This is a genomic window from Klenkia sp. PcliD-1-E, from assembly GCF_024124375.1.
Classification (GTDB): domain Bacteria; phylum Actinomycetota; class Actinomycetes; order Mycobacteriales; family Geodermatophilaceae; genus Klenkia.
This window is the reverse complement of the sequence record NZ_JAMXRZ010000079.1, coordinates 1-20,622: the sequence shown is the minus strand read 5'-3', so window position 1 is coordinate 20,622 and position 20,622 is coordinate 1. Positions and strand designations below refer to the sequence as shown.

Genomic DNA, 20,622 nt, shown 5'->3' with positions numbered 1-20,622 from the left:
GGCCGGGGCGCACGTCGTCGCCACCGCGAGCCCGCGCAGCCGGGACGCCGTGCTGGCCGCCGGCGCGGCCGAGGTCGTCGACCGCACCCGCACCGAGCTGGCCGCCGCGGTCACCGAGCCGGTCGACCTGGCCCTGAACCTGGCTCCGCTGGAGCCCGCCGCGTTCACCGCGCTCACCGGCCTGGTCCGGGACGGCGGGGCGGTGGTCAGCACCACCGTGTGGATGCCTGCACCGGGCGACGAGGCCCGCGGGGTCCGGGGGGTCGACGTCTACGTGCGCAGCGACGCCGTCCAGCTGGCCGAGCTGGTGGCCCGGGTCGACCGCGGTGAGCTTCGGGTGGCCGTGGCCGAGCGGGTGCCGCTGGCGCAGCTGGCCGACGTGCACACCCGGGCCGCCGCCGGGGACCTGCCGGGGAAGGTCGTCGTGGAGGTTGCCCGCTGACCAGGCTGCGGGGGCGGCGGGGAGGGGCGACCATCACCCGGTGGCCCGCACCCCGTCCCGCCCCAGCACCACCCGGCCGCAGGGTTCGGGCACCGTCAGCGACGACGGCCCCACCCGCGTCGGGTCCCGCACCGACGCCTTCGCCGAGCTCGCCCGCGCCCGCGCCGACGGCGCGATGGTGCTGCTGCCCCGGATGCTGAGCGGGCTGGACCGGCGCATCCACGTCCGGCAGACCGTCCGCGAGGACCACGAGAACCGCATCCTCACCAAGGCCGTCGACGCCTCGGCCAAGTTCGACCTGATGGCGGCGTCGCCGTTCGCGTTCTTCCGCGGTACCTGCCTGCTGTTCTACCGCGACATGGCCGGGGAGGACGCCTGGATGCCGACCGTGCTCACCCTCGGCGACGTGCACCCGGGCAACTTCGGGGTGTCGCCGAACAAGGACAACGCCCCGGTGTTCGGTGTCGACGACTTCGACGAGGCGTTCTACGCGCCCTTCACCTGGGACCTCAAGCGCGGCGCGACGGGGTTCCTGCTCGGCGCGCAGGCAGCCGGCCACGGCACCGGCACCCAGCGCCGCACCGCCGAGTCCTTCCTCCGCGGCTACCTGGAGGGCATGCGCCGCTACGCCACCGACCTCGACGAGACCGCCGGGCAGATGGGCCTGGACGACGCCCCGCCGATGATCGCCGCGGTGCTGGAGAAGTCCGCCGGGCGCTCCCGCGCCCACTGGCTGGCGAAGAAGTACCTCGACGAGGCCGGGCGCGGGTTCGCCCCGTCGGAGCGGCACGAGCCGGTGACCAGCCGGGTGCCGGAGTTCCAGGACCTGGTCGACCGCTACGTGGAGGTCAACGACTTCTCCGCCCCGCCGCGGGCCGGGAGCATGCGGGTCAAGGACGTCTGCATCCGGCACGGCCAGGGGGTGGCCAGCCTGGGCCTGGACCGGTACTACGTGCTGATCGAGGGGCCGGCGCAGGACGGCACCGACGACGTCGTCGTGGAGTTCAAGCAGGCCCGCCGCTCGGCGCTGCGCGGCCTGGTGCCGCCGTCGGGGTTCGAGCTGGAGGGGGAGGGCGACCGGGTCGCCCATGCCCAGCGGGTGCAGCTCGTGGGCGGGGACGTCTTCTTCGGCGCCGTCGACACCGACGACAACAGCTTCATGGTCCGGGAGCGCTCCCCGTACAAGGCCGACGTCGACACCGGCGACCTGTCCAAGGCCGGGTGGGTGGAGTACGCCGGCATCTGCGGCCGGGTCCTGGCCCAGGCCCACGCGCTGTCCGACGAGGCTGGCAACGTCGACCACGACGTCGAGCCGGCCGTGCTGGCCGCAGCCGCGCCGCACGACCTGTTCGTCGAGGACGTGGTCCGCTTCGCCGTGGAGGCGGTCGACCGGCTGCACACCGACCACGAGTCCTTCCGCGCCGACCACGCGCGGGGCGCCTTCGAGCAGGTGGACCGCCACTACCGGTGATCGATCTCCTCCCGCCCGACGGGTCGGCCACCTCGCTGGTGGTCCTGCTGCTCGCCGCCGCCACCGCCGGGTGGGTGGACGCCGTCGTGGGCGGCGGTGGCCTGGTCCAGCTGCCCGCCCTGCTGCTGGTGGGCGGCCTGTCCCCGCTGCAGGCGCTGGCCACCAACAAGCTGGCCTCGGTCGCCGGCACCACCACCAGCGCGCTGACCTACCTGCGGCGCACCGGCACCGACCTGCGCACCGCGCTGCCGATGGCCGCCGTCGCCTTCGTGCTGAGCCTGCTCGGGGCGTCGGTGGCCGCCCGGTTGCCGGCCGAGGCGATCAAGCCGGTCATCGTGGTGGCGCTGGTGGTGGTCGCCGCGGTCACCGCGCTGCGGCCCGCGCTGGGGGACCTGCCCCGGCCGCGGCGGGAGGCGCTGGCGCACTACGGGCTGGCGATGGTGCTGGCCGCGGTGATCGGGTTCTACGACGGCGTCCTGGGCCCCGGCACCGGCACCTTCCTGGTGATCGGGCTGATCGCGGTGGTCGGCTACGACTTCCTGCGGGCCAGCGCCACGGCCAAGGTCGTCAACGTGGCCACCAACCTGGGCGCGCTGGCGTTCTTCCTGCCCACCGGCGCCGTCCTGGTCGGCCTGGGCCTGCTGATGGCGCTGGCGAACGTGGCCGGCGCCTACCTCGGCGCGCGGATGGCGATCGCGCGGGGCAACCGGTTCATCCGGGTGGTCTTCCTGGTGGTGGCGAGCGCCCTGGTCGTCCGGCTCTCCTACGACGTCTGGGCCGACCACCGGAGTTGATGCACCTGATGCACTACCGTCGTCATCGTGCGCACCACGTTGAGCATCGACGACGGGGTCCTGGCCGCCGCCAAGCGCCGGGCAGCCGAACGGGGCCAGACCCTCGGCCAGGTGGTGGAGGCGGCCCTCCGGCGCGACCTCGGCCGCCCCGAGGTGGAGGTGGGTCCCCCCATCCCGGTCGTCACCCGGGGCTCCGGGCCCGCCCCCGGCCTGGACCTCACCTCGAACCGCGCGATGGCGGAGTACCTCGACGAGGGCGTCCCCCTCGAGAAGCTCCGCTGAGGTGCTGCTCCTCGACGCGAACGTCGTGCTCGCGGTGCACCGCGCCGACCACCCCCACCACACCGTCGCCGCGGCCGAGCTGCGCACCGTGGTCGACGAACGGACGCAGTTCACGGTGCCGCTGGGGGTCTGGCTGGCGGTGCTGCGGCTGGCGACCAACCGGCGGGTCTTCCCGGAGGCGAGCACCACGGACGAGGTGTTCGAGTTCGCGGATGCCGTCGTCGCACAGCCGAACCACGTCCTGTCAGCCGCTGGCCCCCGGCACCTCGACACCCTGCGACGGGTCTGCTCGGACTCCGGCGCCACCGGGTTGCTCGTCCCCGACGCCTCGCTGGCGGCCCAGGCCGTCGAACTGGGCGCCGAGGTGGTCACCTTCGACCGCGACTTCCTCCGCTTCGACATGGTCCGTTCGCGCATCCTCCGACCCGCAGCCTGACGCGGGGCGTCACCGCGGGTAGACGGCGACCTCGGAGGCCTTGACGCTGGCCCACACCCGGGCACCGGGCTGCAGGCCCAGCTCGGCGAACGCGGTCGCGGTCACGTCGGCGGTCAGCGGCACCTCGCCGTCGAGGTCGCAGCGCACGGTCGAGCCGTGCGGGGTCGCCGAGACCAGGGTCGCCGGCCACACGTTGCGCGGGCTGCCGTCGGGGCGGGACAGGTACAGCGCCACCGTCCCCGGCCGGACGGCGACGAACACCGGGCCGCTCGCGGCCTCGCCCGTCGCCACCCGCCCGCCCCCGTCCAGCTCGACGGTCGTGCCGGCCGCCGTCCCCGGGAGCAGGGAGAGCCCGACCAGCCGCGCGACGTAGTCGGTGCGCGGCATCCGTGCGACCTCGGCGGGGCTGCCCTCCTGCACGACCCGACCGTCCTCCACCACCAGCACCCGGTCGGCCAGCGCCATCGCGTCCACCGGGTCGTGGCTGACCAGCACCGTGCAGCCGGCGAACTCGCCCAGGTGCCGGCGCAGCTCCGCGCGCACGGTGAGCCGGGTGCGCGCGTCCAGCGCGCTCAGCGGCTCGTCGAGCAGCAGCAGCAGGGGCTCCCCCACCAGGGCCCGGGCCAGCGCCGCCCGCTGCGCCTGGCCGCCGGACAGCTGGGCGGGCCGGCGGTCGCCGAACCCCTCGAGGCCCACCCGGACCAGCCACTGCCCCGCCGCCGTCCGGGCCTGTGCCCTGCGCACGCCGCGGGTGCGCAGGCCGAAGGCGACGTTGTCCGTGGTCGACAGGTGCGGGAACAGCAGGTGGTCCTGGAACACCATCCCGAGCGGGCGCTCGTGCGCGGGCAGGTGCCGGTCGCCGTCGTCCCAGACCTCGTCCCCGACGGTCACCCGGCCGCCGTCCGGGACGAGCAGCCCGGCCAGCACCCGCAGCACGGTGGACTTGCCGGCGCCGTTCGGGCCGAGCACGGCCAGCACCTCGCCGTCGCCGACGGCCAGGTCGACGTCGACCAGCAGCGCCCCCCGCCGGACGACGACGCGCGCGCGGAGGCTCACGACGGCGCCCCCGACCGGCCGAGCCAGCGGTCCCGGAGCAGCAGCAGGGTGGCCAGCGAGACGGCGAGCAGCACCAGCGAGAGCACGATCGCGCCCTCGGGGTTGCTCTGCAGCGCGAGGTAGACCGCCAGCGGCATGGTCTGCGTCGTCCCCGGGAAGTTGCCGGCGAAGGTGATCGTCGCGCCGAACTCGCCCAGCGCCCGGGCCCAGCAGAGCACCGCGCCGGCGGCGACGCCCGGCGCGACCAGCGGCAGGGTGACCCGGCGGAACGTCGTCCAGCGGTCGGCGCCCAGGGTGGCCGCGGCGTCCTCGAACCGGGCGTCGGCGGCCCGCAGCGCGCCCTCGACGCTGATCACCAGGAAGGGCATGGCCACGAACGTCTCGGCGATGACCACCGCCGTGGTGGTGAACGGGATCGTGACGTCGAAGGTCTGGTACAGCCAGCGGCCGAGGATGCCCTGCCGGCCCAGCACCAGGAACAGCGCGACGCCGCCCACCACCGGCGGCAGCACCAGCGGCACGGTGACCAGCGCCCGCAGCACCGACCGGCCCCGGATGCTCGAGCGGGCCAGCACCCAGGCGATGGGGACGCCGAGCACCAGCGACACCAGGGTGGCCAGCGTCGCGCTGACCAGCGACAGCCGCAGCGCCTGGCCGACCTGGGGCTGGGCGAGCTGGGGCAGCAGCTGCGACCACGGCGCGCGGACCAGCAGCCCGAGCAGGGGCAGCACCAGGAAGGCGACCCCGAGCAGGGCAGGGACGAGGAGGGGCAGGGGGACGCCGGGCCCGCGCCGGGTGCGGTCCAGGACGGTGCCGGTCAGGACGCCGGGCTCCGGAACCCGGCGTCGGTGAGCGCCTGCTGGCCCGCGTCGGACGCGACCAGGTCGAGGAAGGCCTGCGCGGCCTCCGGGTTCTGCGACCCGGCGAGCCGGCAGATGGGGTACTCGTTGACCGCCTCTTCGGCCTGGGGGAACTCGATGCCCTCGACCTGCTCGCCGGCGGCCTGCACGTCGGAGGCGTACACCAGCGCGGCGTCGACCTCGCCGAGCTCCACCTTGGTCAGCGCGGCCCGCACGTCCTCCTCCAGGGTGTCGGGCCGGGCGGTGATCCCGGCCGCGGAGAACACCTGCTCGGCTGCCGCACCGCAGGGCACGTCGGGGGCGCAGACCGCCAGGGTCAGGTCGGGGTCCGCGAAGTCCGACAGGCCGGTGACACCGGCCGGGTTGCCCGCCGGGACGGCGATCTCCAGCACGTTCTCGGTGAACACGGTCGGGTCGCCCTGGGCCAGCCCGGCGTCGGTGACCACGGCCATCTGGGTCTGGTTGGCGCTGGCGAACACGTCGGCCGGGGCGCCCTGGGTGATCTGGGTGGCCAGCGCCGAGCTGCCTGCGAAGTTGAACCTGATGTCCAGGTCCGGGTTCTCGGCCATCAGCTGGTCACCGAGGTCGGTGAACACATCGGTGAGGCTGGCCGCGGCGAACACCGTCAGCGTGCCGGTCAGCGCGCTGCCCTCCTGGCCGGTGGCCGGGGCTGCGGAGTCCGAGGTCGTGGACCCCCCGCAGGCGGTCAGCGCGAGCAGGCCGGCGAGCGCCAGGGCCGGCAGGGCGCGCCTCACGGGACGTCCACGCTCACCTGGGTGGCCTTGACCGTGGCGACGGCGCGCACGCCGACCTCCAGCCCGAGCTCGTCGGCGGCCTCCCGGCTCATCAGCGAGACCATCCGGTAGGGGCCGCACTGGATCTCCACCTGCGCCATCACCGTGTCCCGGACGACGCGGGTGACGATGCCGGTGAGCCGGTTGCGCGAGCTGGAGGCGCGGGTGGTGCCCGGCGCGGGGGCCTCGTGCAGCTCGGTGGCCACCCGGGCGAGGTCGGTGCCGTCGACCTGGGCGGGACCGGTGCCGCCGCGGTGGGCGGCGAGCCGGTCGCTGTCGATCCAGCGGCGCACGGTGTCGTCGCTGACGCCGAGCAGCTGCGCGGCCTCCGCGATCCGGTAGGTGGCGGTCACAGGCGCAGCGTAGACGCAACCGCGGATCTGTGGGCGGTCAGGCTCCGCGGATGCGGCTACCGAAGCCCGTGGAACAGGTCGTCGGCCACCGGACCACCCGGCTCGCGGGCCGGCCGAGCCTGCACGAACGCCTCGCGGCCCATGGCGGCGGTGAAGACGTGGATCGGCAGCTTGAGGAAGAAGATGTTCTCCACCTGGCTGGTGTGCGCGGCCAGCGCATCGCGCTTGGCCTGCGCGAACGCGGTGACGTCGACGTCGGCGGCCACCTCGTCGTCCGGCACGCCCCACTCGGGCTGCTCCTGGCCCTCCTCGGGCTCGGGGAACTCCTCCCCCGCCTCCCGCAGGAGCTCGCCGAACCGGGCGAAGTCCGAGCGGCGGATGGTGGAGTAGTACAGCCGCGCGTCCGAGCCCGCGGCCTCCAGCGCGGCGGCGGTGACCCGGTGCGCCTGGATGTGGTCGGGGTGGCCGTAGAACCCGTTCTCGTCGTAGGTGACGACGACGTCGGGCCGGTGCTGCCGGACCAGCTCCGCCAGGCGCGCGACCGGCTCGTCCAGCGGCGTCGTCCAGAAGGCGCCGTCGGCGTCGTTCTGCGGCCAGCCCATCATCCCGCTGTCGTGGTAGCCGAGCTGGTGGGCGTGGGTGATCCCGAGGATGCGGCAGCTCTCGGCGAGCTCGGCCGCGCGCAGCGCCACCACCTCCTCGGTGGAGTGGCCCTCCTCGCCCGGCTTGACCGTGCCGGCGTCGCCGAGCGCGCCGTCGGTGCAGGTGACGAGCACGGTGGTGACGCCCTCGGCGGCGTACTTGGCGAGCACGCCGCCGGTCGAGGTCGCCTCGTCGTCGGGGTGGGCGTGCACGGCCATGAGGGTGAGCGGGCGGGACACGGACGACCTTCCGTTCGGGTGCGGCGCGGGGGCGGCGGTGGCGCGGCGTGGATCAGGTGGGACGGGCACCGTGCATCCTCCTCCACCGGCGTCCGCGAAGGAGGATGCACGTCCGTCGTCGTCGCTGATCCACGCCGCATGCGGAACCGGACCGGGCACTGACCTGCGGGTCGTTTGAGGCCCCTCCGGCGCGGGGCAGCGGCGCCTCGTGACCCACTCCGGTACCGCCTCGTGACCAGCACCAGCACCGTTTCCCGCCGGCCGGTGGCGGGCGCCACCGCGGGGGTGCGGACCCGCAGGATCCGGGAGCGCACCCGCGAGCTGCTCGGCGACCCGGACGCGGTGTTCCGGCCGGGCCAGGAGGCGGCCCTGCAGGCGGTCTGCGCTGGGCAGGACACGGTCGCGGTCCTGCCCAGCGGCGCGGGGAAGTCGCTGGTCTACACCGTCGCCGGGGAGCTGCTGGAGGGCCCGGTGGTCGTGGTGTCCCCGCTCATCGCGTTGCAGCGCGACCAGGTGCAGCGGCTGCACGACCTGGGCCTGACCGCCGCGCTGCTGAACTCCGCGGAGTCCGCGACCGACCAGCAGGCGGCACTGGACGGCCTGCGTGACGGAACGGTCCGCTTCCTCTTCCTCGCCCCCGAGCAGCTGGCCCGCAGCGAGGTGGTCGCGGCGCTGGCGGCCACCGTGCCGGCACTGTTCGTCGTCGACGAGGCGCACTGCGTGTCCGCCTGGGGGCACGACTTCCGGCCGGACTACCTGCGGCTGGGCGCCGTCGTCGAGCAGCTGGGCTCCCCCACCGTGCTGGCGCTGACCGCCACCGCCGCTCCCCCGGTCCGGGCCGAGGTCGTCGAGCGGCTGCGGATGACCGACCCCGCCGTCGTCGTCGCCGGGTTCGACCGGCCGGAGATCCGGCTGGAGGTCGAGCACCACGCCGACGCCGACCGGAAGACCGCGGCGCTGCTCGACCGGGCCGTGACCGAGGCCGCGCACGGCACCGGGCTGGTCTACAGCGCCACCCGCCGCGGCACCCTGGAGCTGGCCGACGCCCTGGCCGACCGGGGGCTGCGGGCCCGCGGCTACCACGCCGGACTGCGCAAGGCCGAGCGCGAGCAGGTGCAGGCCGCCTTCATGGCCGGCGAGCTCGACGTCGTGGTGGCCACGACCGCGTTCGGCATGGGCATCGACAAGCCCGACGTCCGGTTCGTGCTGCACGCCGAGCCGGCCGACTCGGTGGACAGCTGGTACCAGGAGATCGGCCGCGCCGGTCGGGACGGCGAACCCGCCGTCGCCGTCCTGTTCTTCCGGCAGGAGGACCTCGGGCTGCGGAAGTTCTTCGCCGCCGGCGTCCCCGACCTCGAGGACCTGCAGCACGTGGCCGGGCTGGTCCGGGCCGGCGCCGCGGCCGGCGCCCGGGTGGACGTCGCCGCGCTGCGCGAGGAGACCGGGCGCGGCGCCAGCCCGCTCACCCGTGACCTGAACCTGCTCGACCAGGTGGGTGCGGTCCTGCTGGCCGACGACGGCACGGTCACCCCGGCGCCCGACGGCCCGCCCCCGGGGGAGGCCGCCGCGGCCGCGCGGGAGCTGGCCGAGCACCGGCAGCGCATCGACGAGAGCCGGGTGGAGATGGTGCGCGGGCTCGCCGACACCACCGGCTGCCGCCGGCAGTACCTGCTGGGCTACTTCGGCGAGGAGCTCCCCGAGCCCTGCGGCAACTGCGACACCTGCTCGGCGGGGACGGCGGAGCGGCACGAGACCGCCGACGGGGAGCTCACCCCCGACGCCGCCGTGGAGCACACCGAGTGGGGCGCCGGGCGGGTGATGCGCACCGAGGGGGACCGCGTCGTCGTCCTGTTCGACACGGTGGGCTACCGGACGCTGTCGATCCCCGCGGTGGAGGAGCACGGCCTGCTGCGCAGGGTGGGCTGACCCCGGCGCCGGGCGTGACCCCGGCTACCGTCGCGGGCATGGACTTCGCGCTGTCGGACCGGGCCGAGGACGTCACCGGCCGGATGTGGGACTTCATGCGGGAGCGGGTGTTCCCGGCCGAGGCCACCTACCACGCCTGGCGCCGCGAGCGCGGCCACGACGACCACGGCCTGCCGCCGGTGATCGAGGAGCTCAAGGCCGAGGCGCGCTCTCGCGGGCTGTGGAACCTCTTCCACCACGAGCTCGCCGGGCTCTCCAACCTCGAGTACGCCTCGGTCGCCGAGATCACCGGCTGGTCACCGGTCATCGCGCCGGAGGTGATCAACTGCGGGGCGCCGGACACCGGGAACATGGAGACCCTGATGCTGTTCGGCACGCCCGAGCAGAAGCAGCAGTGGCTCGAGCCGCTGCTGGCCGGGGAGATCCGCTCCGGGTTCGCGATGACCGAGCCCGACGTCGCGTCGTCGGACGCCCGCAACATCTCCACCTCGATCGTGCGCGACGGCGACGACTACGTCATCAACGGCCGCAAGTGGTGGATCACCGGCTCGGCCGACGAGCGCTGCCAGGTCTTCATCGTGATGGGCAAGACCGACCCCGACGGCCCCGCGCACCGCCAGCAGTCGATGATCCTGGTGCCCCGCGACACCCCGGGCCTGGAGATCGTGCGGCACCTGCCGGTCTTCGGGTACCAGGACCAGCACGGGCACTCCGAGCTGCGGTTCACCGACGTCCGGGTGCCGGCGCGCAACATGCTGGCCGGTGAGGGCGACGGCTTCATGATCGCCCAGGCCCGGCTCGGGCCGGGGCGGATCCACCACTGCATGCGGGCGATCGGCATGGCCGAGCGCGCCCTGGCGCTGATGGTGAAGCGGACGCAGGAGCGGGTGGCGTTCGGCCGGCCGCTGGCCGAGCAGGGCACCGTGCGCGAGCAGATCGCGCTGTCCCGCATCGAGATCGACTCCGCCCGGCTGCTGGTGCTCAAGACCGCCGACCTCATCGACAGGTTCGGCGCCAAGGGTGCGCGCACCGAGATCGCCGCGATCAAGGTCGCCGCGCCGAAGGTCTGCCTGGACGTCATCGACCGGGCCATCCAGGTGCACGGCGGGGCCGGGGTCAGCGACGACACCCCGCTGGCCGAGTTCTGGGCGCACGCCCGCACGCTGCGGATCGTCGACGGCCCCGACGCCGTGCACGTCCGCTCGGTGGCCAAGGAGGAGCTGGCCCGCGAGCGCCCCTACGCGGGCTGACCTCCGGCTCGGCGTGGATCAGCTCCGACGAGCCACGTGCATCCTCCCGCGCCGACGTCGGTGGCGGAGGATGCACATTCGTCGTCCCACCTGATCCACGCCGGGGTGGCCGGTCACATCGTCATGTTGCCGCCGATGGCCCCGGCGGCGATGTGGCCCTGCAGGGTGGCCTGGTCCAGGCCCACCGCGGCCAGCGCCCCGGCGTCCCGCTCGGTGTCGACCGTGTCCGGCAGGTCGGCCGCGGCCAGCGCGTCGGCGGTGTCGTTGTCACCCTGCCCGTGCAGCATCTGCACCAGGTCCTTCTTCGCCAGCTCCACGCCGCGCCTCCCGTCGTCGCGGGAGCACACCGCCCCCGTCGGCGCAGGTGGTGCCCGTCACACCCTGGCGTAAACCGCCCTTACCCCCGGGCCCGGCGCACGAGGAAGCCGCCGATGCCCGCCAGCAGCAGCGCGACCACGATCTGCGCGACCGCCACCGCGGTCTGGTCGCGGGTGAACCAGGTGGGGCTGGAGAACAGCAGCACCACCGCGATGCCGAGCAGGAGCAGCCCCACCAGGCGTTCGCGGCGGGCGTTGCGGGTGCGGGGCTCGGCCATGCGTGCAGCCTAGGAGCCCCGCACCCGACCGGTCAGCGGACGCCGAGCAGGTGGTCCATCGCCAGCTGGTCCAGTCGCTCGAACGCGCACCCCCGGGCCGCCAGCGCCGCGACGTCGAAGGTCTCGGCGCGCACGTCGGCGAGGGTCTCCCCGGCACCGATCGTCGGCTGGGACAGCTCGGCCACGCGGGAGGTGGCCAGCGCCTCCTGGACCTCGGGGTCGGCCCGGAACGCCGCGGCCTTCTCCTTGAGCACCAGGTAGTTGGCCATGCACGCCCGCGCGGACTCCCACACGCCCTCGACGTCCTCGGTGCGCGGGGGCTTGTAGTCGAAGTGCAGGTAGCCGTCGTAGCCCATGGTCTCCAGGGTGTCGACGGTCCAGAACGCCCCGCGCAGGTTGCCGGCGCCGAAGCGCAGGTCCTGGTCGTAGCGGGGGCCGTGCTGGCCGTTGAGGTCGACGTGGAAGAGCTTGCCGTGCCACAGCGCCTGCGCGATGCCGGCGGCGAAGTTCAGCCCGGCCATCTCCTCGTGCCCGACCTCGGGGTTCAGGCCGACCATCTCGGAGTGCTCGAGCTCGCCGATCAGCGCCAGCGCGTGGCCGATGGTGGGCAGCAGGATGTCCCCGCGGGGCTCGTTCGGCTTGGGCTCGATGGCGAACCGCAGGTCGTAGCCCTGCTCCTGGACGTAGGCGCAGAGGGTGTCCAGGCCCTCCTTGTAGCGCTCCAGCGCCGCGCCGATGTCCTTGGCCGCGCCGGACTCCGCGCCCTCGCGACCACCCCAGAACACGTAGGTGGTCGCGCCCAGCTCGGCGGCCAGGTCGATGTTGCGGGCGGCCTTGGCCAGGGCGTACCGGCGGACGTCGCGGTCGTTGGCGGTGAACGCGCCGTCCTTGAACACCGCGGCGCCGAACAGGTTGGTGGTGGCCATCTCCACGCCCATCCCGGTCTCGGTCAGGGCGTCCCTGAACCGGGCGAGGGTGGCGTCGCGGGTGGCGTCGTCGGGCACCAGGTCGTCGTCGTGGAAGGTGACGGCGGCGGCACCCAGCTCGGCGAGGCGGTGCACGGCCTCCACCGGGTCCATCGGCTCGCGGACGGCGCCGCCGAAGACGTCGACGCCCTGCCAGCCGACGGTCCACAGACCGAAGGAGAAGCGGTCGGCGGGCGTGGGGGTGCGGGTCATGCGGAGGCCTCCAGGGGCACTGTGGTCGGATCGGTGAACACCGGCTGCAGCGCGACGTGCGCGCCGCCCCGGACGGCTGCGGTGAAGCCGAGGGTGGACAGCACCACCCGGTCGGCGGCCTCGACCCGCTGGGCCAGGGCGGCCCGGAGCGGGTCGAGCAGGAACTCGCCGGCATGCGCGAAGTACCCGCCGAGGACGACGACGGCGGGGTCGAACAGGGCGACGAGGACCGCGGCACCGACGCCGAGGCCGGTGCCGACGCCGGCCAGCGCCTCGAGCACGCGCGCGTCACCGGCCCGTGCCCGGCCGACCAGCTCGGTCAACCGCTCCTCGAGGTCCAGGCCCGGGTCGCGCAGCGGGTCGCCGGGGTCGGCGGCGGCGCGCAGCAGCGCGGCCAGGCCGACCACGGTCTCCCAGCAGCCGCGCCGCCCGCACCCGCAGGGCGCGTCGCCGGGGGTGAGCGCCAGGTGGCCGACCTCCCCGCCGAGACCCGTGCTGCCGCGCAGCAGCTGCCCGCCGGTGACCACTCCCCCGCCGACGCCGACCTCACCGGTCAGGTAGACCAGGTCGGGCACGCCGGCGTGCGGGCCGGCCGACACCTCGGCCAGGGCGGAGAGGTCGGCGTCGTTCCCGACGGTGACCGGCAGGCCGAGGCCGGCCAGGCCGGCCGCGACGTCCGTGCCGACCCAGCCGGGCAGGTTGGGCGCGGTGCGGACGACGGAACCCTGCACCCCGCCCGGCACGGCGACGGTGACCCCGACGGCGCCCGCGGCCCCGCCGGCGCGGGCGTCGGACACCATCGCCACCGCCCGGGCCAGCACCTCGGCCGGCCGCAGACCCGGGACGTCGAGGGCCAGCCGGGACTCCCAGCGCACCGCGCCGCCCAGGTCGAGGGCGAGCACCGCCAGGTAGTCGACGTTCACCTCGACCCCGATCCCGCAGACCCCCCGCCCGTCGAGCTCCACGAGCGTGCCGGGCCGACCGACCGACCCGGGCCGGTGCACCGCGCCCTCGGCGACCAGGCCGCGCTCCACCAGCTCGGCGACCAGGCTGGAGACGGTGGCCTTGGTGAGGCCGGTGTCGGCGGCCAGCCGGGCGCGGCTGCGGGGACCACCGTCGCGCAGGCAGGCCAGGGCGGCGGCGAGGTTCGCGCTGCGCACCTGTCCCTGCGTCTGCACCGGCCACTCCCATTCGTTCGGTCCCTGCACTATTGTCTGCGCCACATCCCCTCGTCAACAGGAGGCCGCTCGTGCCGCTCGTCGCCGGCGTGGACAGCTCCACCCAGTCCTGCAAGGTCGTCGTCCGCGACGCCGACACCGGCGAGCTGGTGCGCGAGGGCCGGGCGCGCCACCCCGAGGGCACCGAGGTGCACCCGGACGCCTGGGCGGCCGCGCTCGACGAGGCGCTGGCCGCCGCCGGCGGGCTGGACGACGTCGCCGCGCTGTCGGTGGGTGGCCAGCAGCACGGCATGGTGTGCCTGGACGACGCCGGCGAGGTGGTCCGCCCGGCGCTGCTGTGGAACGACACCCGCTCCGCCGACGCCGCGGCCGCGCTGGTCTCCGAGCTGGGCGGCGGGCAGGCGTGGGCCGAGGCCGTCGGCTCGGTCCCGGTGGCCTCGTTCACCGCGACCAAGCTGCGCTGGCTGGCCGACGCCGAACCGGGCAACGCCGACCGCACGGCCGCGGTGTGCCTGCCGCACGACTGGCTGACCTGGCGGTTGTCCGGCACGCGCAGCCTGGACGCCCTGGTGACGGACCGGTCCGACGCCAGCGGCACCGGCTACTGGTCGGCCCGCACCGGGGAGTACCGGCGCGACCTGCTGGAGCTGGCACTGCGCGGCCGCTCCCCCGTCCTGCCGCGGGTCGCCGGGCCCGCCGAGGCGGTCGGCCGGCACGGCGACGTCGTCCTGGGTCCGGGGGCCGGCGACAACGCGGCCGCCGCCCTCGGGCTGGGCGCCCGGCCGGGGGACGTCGTGGTCTCCATCGGCACGTCGGGTGTGGTGACGGCGGTGTCCGACGTCCCGGCCGCGGACCCCACCGGCGCGGTGGCGGGGTTCGCCGACGCCACCGGCCGGCACCTGCCGCTGGTCTGCACCCTCAACGCCGCCCGGGTGCTCGACGCCGCCGCCGCGCTGCTGCGGGTCTCCCTGGACGAGCTCGCCGAGCTGGCGCTGTCCGCCCCGGCCGGCGCGGACGGGCTGGTGCTGGTGCCCTACCTGGAGGGCGAGCGGACGCCGGACCTGCCGCACGCCACCGGGTCGGTGCACGGCCTGACGCTGCGCACCTCCACCCCGGCGCACTGGGCGCGGGCCGCGGTCGAGGGCCTGCTGTGCGGGCTGGCCGACGGCGTGGACGCCCTCGTCGCGCAGGGCGCCGTCGTCGAGCGGGTGCTGCTGGTCGGCGGCGGCGCGCGGTCCGCGGCGGTGCAGCAGCTGGCCCCCGCGGTGCTGGGCCGGCCGGTCGTCGTCCCCGCCCCGGGCGAGGCCGTGGCCGACGGCGCCGCCCGGCAGGCCGCCTGGGTGCTCACCGGGCAGCTGCCGGACTGGGCGGCGTCGGCCACCCGCACGGTGGAGGCCGACCCGACGCCCGCCGTGCGCGAGCGCTACGCGGAGGTCCAGCCGCGCACCGATCGCTGAGCACCGGTACCCGGGTCAGCGCAGGCGCTCGGCGATCCGCGCGCTCACCCGCAGTGCGTTGGCGATGATCGTCAGGGTCGGGTTGACCGCACCGATCGACGGCATGAACGAGCCGTCGACCACGTACAGGTTGTCCAGCTCGTGGGCCCGGCAGTCGACGTCGAGCACCGAGGTGGCGGGGTCGGTGCCGAAGCGGTCGGTGCCCGCCTGGTGCGCGGTCGCCGACACGTCCATCGCCTTGGACAGGTAGAGGCTGCGCTCGAAGGACGTCGACCGCATGCCGAGGTCGGTCAGCATGCCGTCGAAGGTGTGCCGCAGCCGGGTGAGCCCCTCGGTGTTGTTGTCCGGCTGCACGGCCAGCCGCACCGAGCCGTCCCGCCGCAGGCTGACCCGGCTGTCGGCCAGCGGCAGGTCCTCGCTGGCCAGCCAGAAGTCGATGCCGTGGCTGGCGACGAGGTCGTAGAGCTGGTGCGGGGCGAAGCCGAGGCCGGTCGGGGCCTGCCCCTTGACCTGCCACCCGTCGGACTTGCCCAGCATCTGGATGTTGCCCATCGGGAACTCCCAGGCCTCGCTGGGCCCGTAGAAGTCGTTGATCGACAGGGTCTTCTGGAACCGGGTCGGGTTGGGGTCCACCGACAGCGCGACCAGGGCCATGTTGTTGTGCCGCATGTAGTTCCGGCCCACCTGGTCCGAGCCGTTGGCCAGGCCGTGGGGGTGCGCGTCGGTGGCCGACTGCAGCAGCAGCACCGAGGACAGGATCGACCCGGCCGCCAGCACCACCACGTCGGCGGTGTAGGTCTCCCGGGTGCCGTCGGCGGACTCGGTCTGCACCCCGGTGACCGACCGGCCCGCGTCGTCGGTGAGCAGCCGGGTGACCGTGGTGCGCGTCAGCAGCCGCAGGTTCGGGTGCCGCCGCAGGGCCGGGCGGACCACGACCGACTCGGCGTCGGCCTTGGCCTCGACCAGGCAGGGGAACCCGTCGACCCGGTCGCACCGGATGCACGGCGAGTCGTGGGCGGCCGACCCGTCGGCACGCTGCACCAGGTCGACGCCGACCGGCATGTGGAACGGGTGCAGCCCCAGACGCTCCAGGCCGTCCGACAGCTGCTGGATGCGCGGTTCGTGCCGGATCGGGGGGTGGGCGTAGTCGGCGCTGGCGGGGCCCTCGAACGGGTCCTCGCCGTGCCGGCCGTGCACCCAGTACAGGTGCTCGGCCCGCACGTACCAGGGCTCCAGCTCGTCGTAGCCGATCGGCCAGCGCGGGGTGGTGCCCTGCGGGTGCGCGACACCGGTGAAGTTCTGCGGCAGCAGGCGGAACAGCGCGGCCCCGTAGACCTTCGAGTTCCCGCCGACCACGTAGTGCAGCTCGGGCCGGAAGGGCTTGTCGTGCAGGTCGTAGAACGTCTCCTCGGCGACGTAGCGGTTGCGCACGAACACCGACTCGGAGTCCCAGTTCTCGCGCTCGCGGGGCAGGAAGTCCCCGCGCTCGAGCAGCAGGACCTGCTTGCCGGTCGCGGCCAGCTCGGCCGCGGTGGTGCCACCGGCCGGACCCGACCCCACCACCACGACGTCGTAGTGCTCGCTCACGGGCGACCCATGCCGGGCACGGCGACCTCCTGGGGACGACGGACACCTGGGACGCTGCCGCACCCGGCTGGACGCCCGCCAAGGACCACCTGGGAGCTGCCCGGGAGTCAGATGGCAGCGGGGTACCGCGAGTGCTCGGGGAAGTTGCCGTACAGCAGCTCGCCCGCCGGACCCTGCGTGACCGCCTGCACCAGCAGCTCGCCACCGACGAAGCAGCCCAGCCACGACGCGCCGCGGCCGCCGAAGGGCTCGGCACGGTCGCCGCGGGAGCGCGGGGAGTTGATGCCGACCTTGAAGGCCTGCACCTCGCGGGCCAGGCGGCGGGCCTTGTCCTCGTCGTCGCAGGCCAGCGAGGCGACCAGCGCTCCGTTGGAGGCGTTCATCTGGGCCAGCAGCTCGGCCTCGCTGTCCACCACGACGATGGTGTCCACCGGCCCGAACGGCTCGGAGTGCATGAGCGCCGAGGCGCCGCCGGGGGACAGCAGCGCGGCGGGGGCGACGTAGGCCGAGGTGTCCTGGCCGGCGATGAACCGGCCGTCGGCCAGCGACCCGCGCCACAGCGGCACCGCTCCCCGGTGCATGGCGTCGGCGACCCGGTCGCGCAGCTCGGTGGCCTTGCCCGCGCTGATCACCGGCCCGAAGTCCAGCACCGGCAGCTCGTCGTCGTCGTGCTCCACGGCCAGCGGGTGGCCGAAGCGCAGCGACTGCACGACCGGCAGGTAGGTGGCCAGGAACCGGTCGACCAGCTCGCGCTGGACGACGTAGCGGGGGTAGGCGGTGCAGCGCTGCTTGCCGTACTCGAAGCCCTTCTTCAGGTGCGCGGCCAGGCCGTCCCAGTCGGAGAACTCCCAGATGCCCCAGGCGTTGAGGCCCTCCTGCTCGAGCATGTGCCGCTTGCCGGTGTCCAGCAGCCCGGCGGCCACCTTGCCGCCGTTGGACCGGCCGCCGACGAAGGCCAGCGCACCGACCTCGGGGGAGCGCACCAGCACGCTGGACAGCTCCGCGCCGCCGCCGGAGAGCAGGGTGACCGGCAGGCCCTCCCGCGCCATGAGCGCGTGCGCCAGGGTCAGGCAGGTCGCCCCGCCCTGCGACGGTGTCTTGGCGACGACGGCGTTGCCGGCCAGCAGCTGCACCAGCTCGGCGTGCACCAGCACCGACATGGGGTAGTTCCAGCTGGCGATGTTGGACACCGGCCCGTCCAGGGGCGTGCGGTCGCCGAGCATCCCCTCGATCTCCTCGACGTACCAGCGGACGCCGTCCAGCGCCCGGTCGACGTCGGCGCAGGCCAGCTTCCAGGGCTTGCCGATCTCCCAGGCCAGCAGCAGCGCGAGGTCGTCGCGGGCGTCGGCCATCGCCTCGACCGCCGCGGTCACCCGGGCCCGGCGCTCGGCCAGGGGGGTGGTGGCCCACTCCCGGTGCGCCGCGGCTGCGGCGAGCACGGCGTGCTGCGCCTCGCCGGCCGACACCTTGGGCAGCCCGGTGAGCTTCGACCCGTCGACGGGGGAGACCAGGGTCTCGGGATCGCCGATCGGGCGCCAGGACCCGTCGACAAGGTTGTGCAGGCGGTCGGCGCCGAAGGCCTCCGGCGTCCGCTCGGCGGACCGGCCGAGGACGGCGGCCCACTCGGTCCCGGGCTTCACGTGCAGTGACGTCGCTGTCATGACGGCACCCTGCCAGAACCAGGCCGCGGGGGTGGGTGAGCGCGATCACGGTTGAGAACAGCGTCACACCTGCCGACACCGGGGGAGAATGAGGACACATCCACCAGCGAGGAGCCCTGCCCCACCATGCCCACCATCGAGGGAACCGCCGTCCGCAAGCTCGTGATCGCCTGCGACGCCGGGATGGCCAGCAGCGTGCTGATGAGCGTCCAGCTGCGCAAGCACCTCGGTGACGTCGTGGTCGAGCACAGCCCGCTGGACGCGCTGCCCGAGGACGCCGACGTCGTCCTGACCCACGGCAAGCTCGCCGACCGCGTGCGCGCCGCCGCCGGTGACCGGCCGGTCATCGCCTACACCGCCGTCGTCGGCGACCCCGCCGTCCGTGACCTGGTGGCAGCCATCCGCGCCGGCGAGCCCATCTCGGGCTGACGTGGCCCAGGTGACCGCGGAGGTCGTCGTCCCGGTCGCCCCGGGCGTCGCCTTCGCCGTCTCCCAGACCACCGGCGCGACCCGCTACCGGTGGGACCCCTTCGTGCGCGAGCAACACTTCCTCGACGGGGCGGCCGCCCCGGGCAAGGGCGTGCGGACCGCCACCGAGTCCCGGCACCGGCTGCGGATGGTGAGCGAGTACGTCAGCTGGGCGCCCGGCTCGCACGTGGGCATGCGGATGACCGAGGGACCGTGGTTCTTCGAGGTGTTCGCCGGCAGCTGGCGCTTCACCCCCACCGGCGACGGCGGTACCCGGGCGGTGTGGCGCTACGTCTTCCGCTGCCGCCCGCGCTGGGCGGCCCCGCTGGTGGAGCGGCTGGGCGAGGTCGTGCTCGGCCGGGACATCCGTCGCCGCATCGCCGGTTTCGCGGCCGGCTGCGCCGACCCCGTGGTGCTGGCGGCGGTCCAGCAGCGCTGAGGACAGGTCAGCCCCGGGTCGGGGGCTCCCCGGCGTCGACGGCGGCCTGGGCGGCCACCGGGTCGTAGGCGCAGGCGTCCGCGACGTCGGTGGCCGGGTCCGCGGCCGAGGTCGCCGGGGCCGAGGAGGTACCCGGCGCCGGGGCGGCCGACGTCGAGGGGGCCGCGGTCGTGGCGGGTGCGGTCGTGGCGGGTGGCGCGCCCAGCGCCTGCTGGACCAGGGCGCGGATCTGGTCGTAGTCGGGGTAGGCCGGGCTGATCACGGTGTCGTCGAAGACGACGCTGCGGATGTCGGCGTCCTTGACCAGGAACGCGACGTCGACGAAGTCGTCGAGCACCGACTGCGGGATGTCGGTGGAGACGATGTCGGACGTGGTGGCGGCCAGCTGCTGGTAGCGGGTGAGCAGGGTGACCGGATCGGCGCGGGCGACGATGGCGTCGAGCACGCAGCGCTGCCGGTCCATCCGCAGGTAGTCGCTGAGCCCGAAGCGGCCCCGGGCGTAGGCCAGCGCCGTGGCGCCGTCCATCTCCTGGTCGGGGCCGGGGGCGATGTAGGAGTCCGGCAGGATCCCGATGCTGGGCTCGCCGCCGATCGGGACGTAGTAGTTGACGTTGACCGTGATGCCGCCGAGGGCGTCGACGAGCTGGCTGAACCCGTCCAGGTTGACCAGCACGTAGTAGTCGATGGGCAGGCCCAGGGCCTCGCCGACGCCGAGCTTGAGCCAGTCGGCCCCGGGGTTGTCGCTGGGCGCACCGAGCGCGTCCGGGTAGTACGCGGGACCGTTGCGGTAGACCGCGTTGAGCAGGCTCTCGCTCTCCGCGCCGACCTCGAACCCGTCGGGGAACAGCTCCGCCAGCTCGGTGCCCGGCGGGAACGGCAGGTTCTCCAGGTTGCGGGGCAGGCTGAACAGCGTGGTGTCGCCGGTGTCGGTGTCGATGCTGGCCACGATCACGGTGTCGGTGCGCACGCCCTCGCGGCCCTCGCCGCCGTCGCCGCCGAGCAGCAGCACGTTGACCCGCTCCTTGTCCCCGAACGGGTTCACCGGGTCGGCCGGCTCCTGCACGGTCGCGCTCTGCCCGTCGGCGAAGACGGTGTCGACCAGGCCGCGCTGGGCGCCGGCCAGCCGGACGGCGGTCACCGCCGGGACGGCCACCGCGGCCACCAGCAGCGCGACCAGCACCGCGCCGACGCCGTGCTGCAGCCGGGACACCCGGCGGGGGAGGAGCAGCCGGTAGCCGGTGACCACCACCGCGATCCACAGCACGGCCAGCACACCGACACCGACCATCACGCCGAGCAGGACCTGCGGGTCCACGGCGGCCCGGACGGCGGTGCGCCGGCCGGCGGTGGCCAGCCAGAGCGCGCCGCCGAGCAGCAGGACGAAGACGCCGAGGACGGCGGCACCGGTGCGGCGCCGGCCGGCGGCCAGCAGGCCGCTGCCGGGGACGACGGCGCCCAGGACGGTCAGGCCCGCCGCCCGGGCGAAGCTGCGCCGGGGCGGGACGGACCGGTCG

Annotated in this window: 22 protein-coding genes; 10 read left to right on the top strand and 12 right to left on the bottom strand. The window is 74.8% G+C overall.

The window, feature by feature from the left end; genetic code table 11:
- The 5 genes from NH342_RS15550 to NH342_RS15530 form a co-directional block, all read left to right on the top strand.
- Positions 1–442, top strand: a 442-nt coding sequence (locus NH342_RS15550) for a zinc-binding dehydrogenase (protein WP_253015924.1), incomplete at its 5' end; no start/stop codon positions are given.
- Positions 443–482: 40 nt separating this feature from the next.
- Entirely contained in the window at positions 483–1,913 is a 1,431-nt protein-coding gene (locus NH342_RS15545) for a DUF2252 family protein (protein WP_308200675.1), read from the top strand.
- Positions 1,910–2,707 (top strand): TSUP family transporter, encoded by a 798-nt coding sequence (locus tag NH342_RS15540; RefSeq protein ID WP_253015922.1) that lies wholly within the window; start codon positions 1,910–1,912, stop codon positions 2,705–2,707. Before NH342_RS15545 ends, NH342_RS15540 begins: the two co-directional genes overlap by 4 nt.
- Before the next feature lie 27 nt (positions 2,708–2,734).
- Positions 2,735–2,989, top strand: a complete 255-nt coding sequence (locus NH342_RS15535; RefSeq protein WP_253015920.1) for an antitoxin — start codon at positions 2,735–2,737, stop codon at positions 2,987–2,989.
- A gap of 1 nt (position 2,990) precedes the next feature.
- Positions 2,991–3,425, top strand: coding sequence for a TA system VapC family ribonuclease toxin (locus NH342_RS15530; RefSeq protein ID WP_253015918.1), 435 nt, complete (start codon positions 2,991–2,993; stop codon positions 3,423–3,425).
- A 9-nt stretch (positions 3,426–3,434) separates the two neighbouring features.
- Here NH342_RS15530 and NH342_RS15525 read toward each other — a convergent pair whose 3' ends face one another.
- The 5 genes from NH342_RS15525 to NH342_RS15505 form a co-directional block, all read right to left on the bottom strand.
- Positions 3,435–4,481 carry an ABC transporter ATP-binding protein gene (locus NH342_RS15525; protein WP_253015916.1) on the bottom strand — a complete coding sequence of 349 codons (1,047 nt, stop codon included), beginning with the start codon at positions 4,479–4,481 and terminating at the stop codon, positions 3,435–3,437.
- The gene (gene modB, locus NH342_RS15520) at positions 4,478–5,212 is read right to left on the bottom strand and encodes a molybdate ABC transporter permease subunit (RefSeq protein ID WP_253015913.1); all 735 of its coding nucleotides are present in this window, start codon (positions 5,210–5,212) and stop codon (positions 4,478–4,480) included. Before modB ends, NH342_RS15525 begins: the two co-directional genes overlap by 4 nt.
- 86 nt (positions 5,213–5,298) lie before the next feature.
- Complete coding sequence (modA, locus tag NH342_RS15515) at positions 5,299–6,096, bottom strand: molybdate ABC transporter substrate-binding protein (RefSeq protein ID WP_253015911.1); 798 nt, start codon at positions 6,094–6,096, stop codon at positions 5,299–5,301.
- Positions 6,093–6,488, bottom strand: a complete 396-nt coding sequence (locus NH342_RS24280; RefSeq protein ID WP_253015909.1) for a molybdopterin-binding protein — start codon at positions 6,486–6,488, stop codon at positions 6,093–6,095. The genes modA and NH342_RS24280 overlap by 4 nt, the downstream gene beginning before the upstream one ends.
- A 56-nt stretch (positions 6,489–6,544) precedes the next feature.
- Positions 6,545–7,369 (bottom strand): PIG-L family deacetylase, encoded by an 825-nt coding sequence (locus NH342_RS15505; RefSeq protein ID WP_253015907.1) that lies wholly within the window; start codon positions 7,367–7,369, stop codon positions 6,545–6,547.
- A 231-nt stretch (positions 7,370–7,600) separates the two neighbouring features.
- Between NH342_RS15505 and NH342_RS15500 the strand changes: the two genes are divergently transcribed.
- Together NH342_RS15500 and NH342_RS15495 are read left to right on the top strand one after the other, a co-directional pair.
- On the top strand, positions 7,601–9,295 hold the full coding sequence (locus NH342_RS15500) for an ATP-dependent DNA helicase RecQ (RefSeq protein WP_253015905.1): 1,695 nt from the start codon (positions 7,601–7,603) through the stop codon (positions 9,293–9,295).
- A 38-nt stretch (positions 9,296–9,333) separates the two neighbouring features.
- Positions 9,334–10,545 carry an acyl-CoA dehydrogenase family protein gene (locus NH342_RS15495; RefSeq protein ID WP_253015903.1) on the top strand — a complete coding sequence of 404 codons (1,212 nt, stop codon included), beginning with the start codon at positions 9,334–9,336 and terminating at the stop codon, positions 10,543–10,545.
- Between the two features lie 113 nt (positions 10,546–10,658).
- On the opposite strand, the gene NH342_RS15490 is transcribed toward NH342_RS15495, so the two are convergent.
- From NH342_RS15490 to NH342_RS15475, 4 genes are all read right to left on the bottom strand, one after another.
- Positions 10,659–10,862 (bottom strand): hypothetical protein, encoded by a 204-nt coding sequence (locus NH342_RS15490; RefSeq protein ID WP_253015901.1) that lies wholly within the window; start codon positions 10,860–10,862, stop codon positions 10,659–10,661.
- An 80-nt stretch (positions 10,863–10,942) separates the two neighbouring features.
- Positions 10,943–11,140 (bottom strand): hypothetical protein, encoded by a 198-nt coding sequence (locus tag NH342_RS15485; protein ID WP_253015899.1) that lies wholly within the window; start codon positions 11,138–11,140, stop codon positions 10,943–10,945.
- Between the two features lie 32 nt (positions 11,141–11,172).
- Positions 11,173–12,318, bottom strand: a complete 1,146-nt coding sequence (gene xylA / locus NH342_RS15480) for a xylose isomerase (protein WP_253015897.1) — start codon at positions 12,316–12,318, stop codon at positions 11,173–11,175.
- Positions 12,315–13,496: an ROK family transcriptional regulator gene (locus NH342_RS15475; protein WP_253015895.1), complete on the bottom strand. Its 1,182-nt coding sequence runs from the start codon at positions 13,494–13,496 to the stop codon at positions 12,315–12,317. The genes xylA and NH342_RS15475 overlap by 4 nt, the downstream gene beginning before the upstream one ends.
- Positions 13,497–13,567: 71 nt before the next feature.
- On the opposite strand from NH342_RS15475, the gene xylB reads away from it, so the two are divergent.
- Entirely contained in the window at positions 13,568–14,953 is a 1,386-nt protein-coding gene (xylB, locus tag NH342_RS15470; protein ID WP_253015893.1) for a xylulokinase, read from the top strand.
- A gap of 15 nt (positions 14,954–14,968) precedes the next feature.
- On the opposite strand, the gene NH342_RS15465 is transcribed toward xylB, so the two are convergent.
- Together NH342_RS15465 and NH342_RS15460 are read right to left on the bottom strand one after the other, a co-directional pair.
- Positions 14,969–16,540, bottom strand: coding sequence for a GMC oxidoreductase (locus tag NH342_RS15465; protein ID WP_253015891.1), 1,572 nt, complete (start codon positions 16,538–16,540; stop codon positions 14,969–14,971).
- Positions 16,541–16,647: 107 nt separating this feature from the next.
- Positions 16,648–18,201 (bottom strand): aldehyde dehydrogenase family protein, encoded by a 1,554-nt coding sequence (locus NH342_RS15460; RefSeq protein ID WP_253015889.1) that lies wholly within the window; start codon positions 18,199–18,201, stop codon positions 16,648–16,650.
- 126 nt (positions 18,202–18,327) lie between these two features.
- Between NH342_RS15460 and NH342_RS15455 the strand changes: the two genes are divergently transcribed.
- A complete protein-coding gene (locus NH342_RS15455) occupies positions 18,328–18,630 on the top strand; it encodes a hypothetical protein (protein WP_253015887.1) in 303 nt (100 codons plus the stop codon).
- Between the two features lie 10 nt (positions 18,631–18,640).
- On the top strand, positions 18,641–19,108 hold the full coding sequence (locus tag NH342_RS15450) for an SRPBCC family protein (protein WP_253015885.1): 468 nt from the start codon (positions 18,641–18,643) through the stop codon (positions 19,106–19,108).
- A gap of 7 nt (positions 19,109–19,115) precedes the next feature.
- Here the strand turns inward: NH342_RS15450 and NH342_RS15445 are convergent.
- Positions 19,116–20,622: LCP family protein (locus NH342_RS15445; protein ID WP_253015883.1), on the bottom strand; the 1,507-nt coding region annotated here is incomplete at its 5' end.

Bases quoted from the DNA above. Each gene is read 5' to 3' on its own strand.
- NH342_RS15495 (WP_253015903.1), top strand. From the start codon at position 9,334: ATGGACTTCGCGCTGTCGGACCGGGCCGAGGACGTCACCGGCCGGATG.
- NH342_RS15485 (WP_253015899.1), bottom strand. From the start codon at position 11,140: ATGGCCGAGCCCCGCACCCGCAACGCCCGCCGCGAACGCCTGGTGGGG.
- xylA (WP_253015897.1), bottom strand. From the start codon at position 12,318: ATGACCCGCACCCCCACGCCCGCCGACCGCTTCTCCTTCGGTCTGTGG.
- NH342_RS15460 (WP_253015889.1), bottom strand. From the start codon at position 18,201: ATGACAGCGACGTCACTGCACGTGAAGCCCGGGACCGAGTGGGCCGCC.
- NH342_RS15455 (WP_253015887.1), top strand. From the start codon at position 18,328: ATGCCCACCATCGAGGGAACCGCCGTCCGCAAGCTCGTGATCGCCTGC.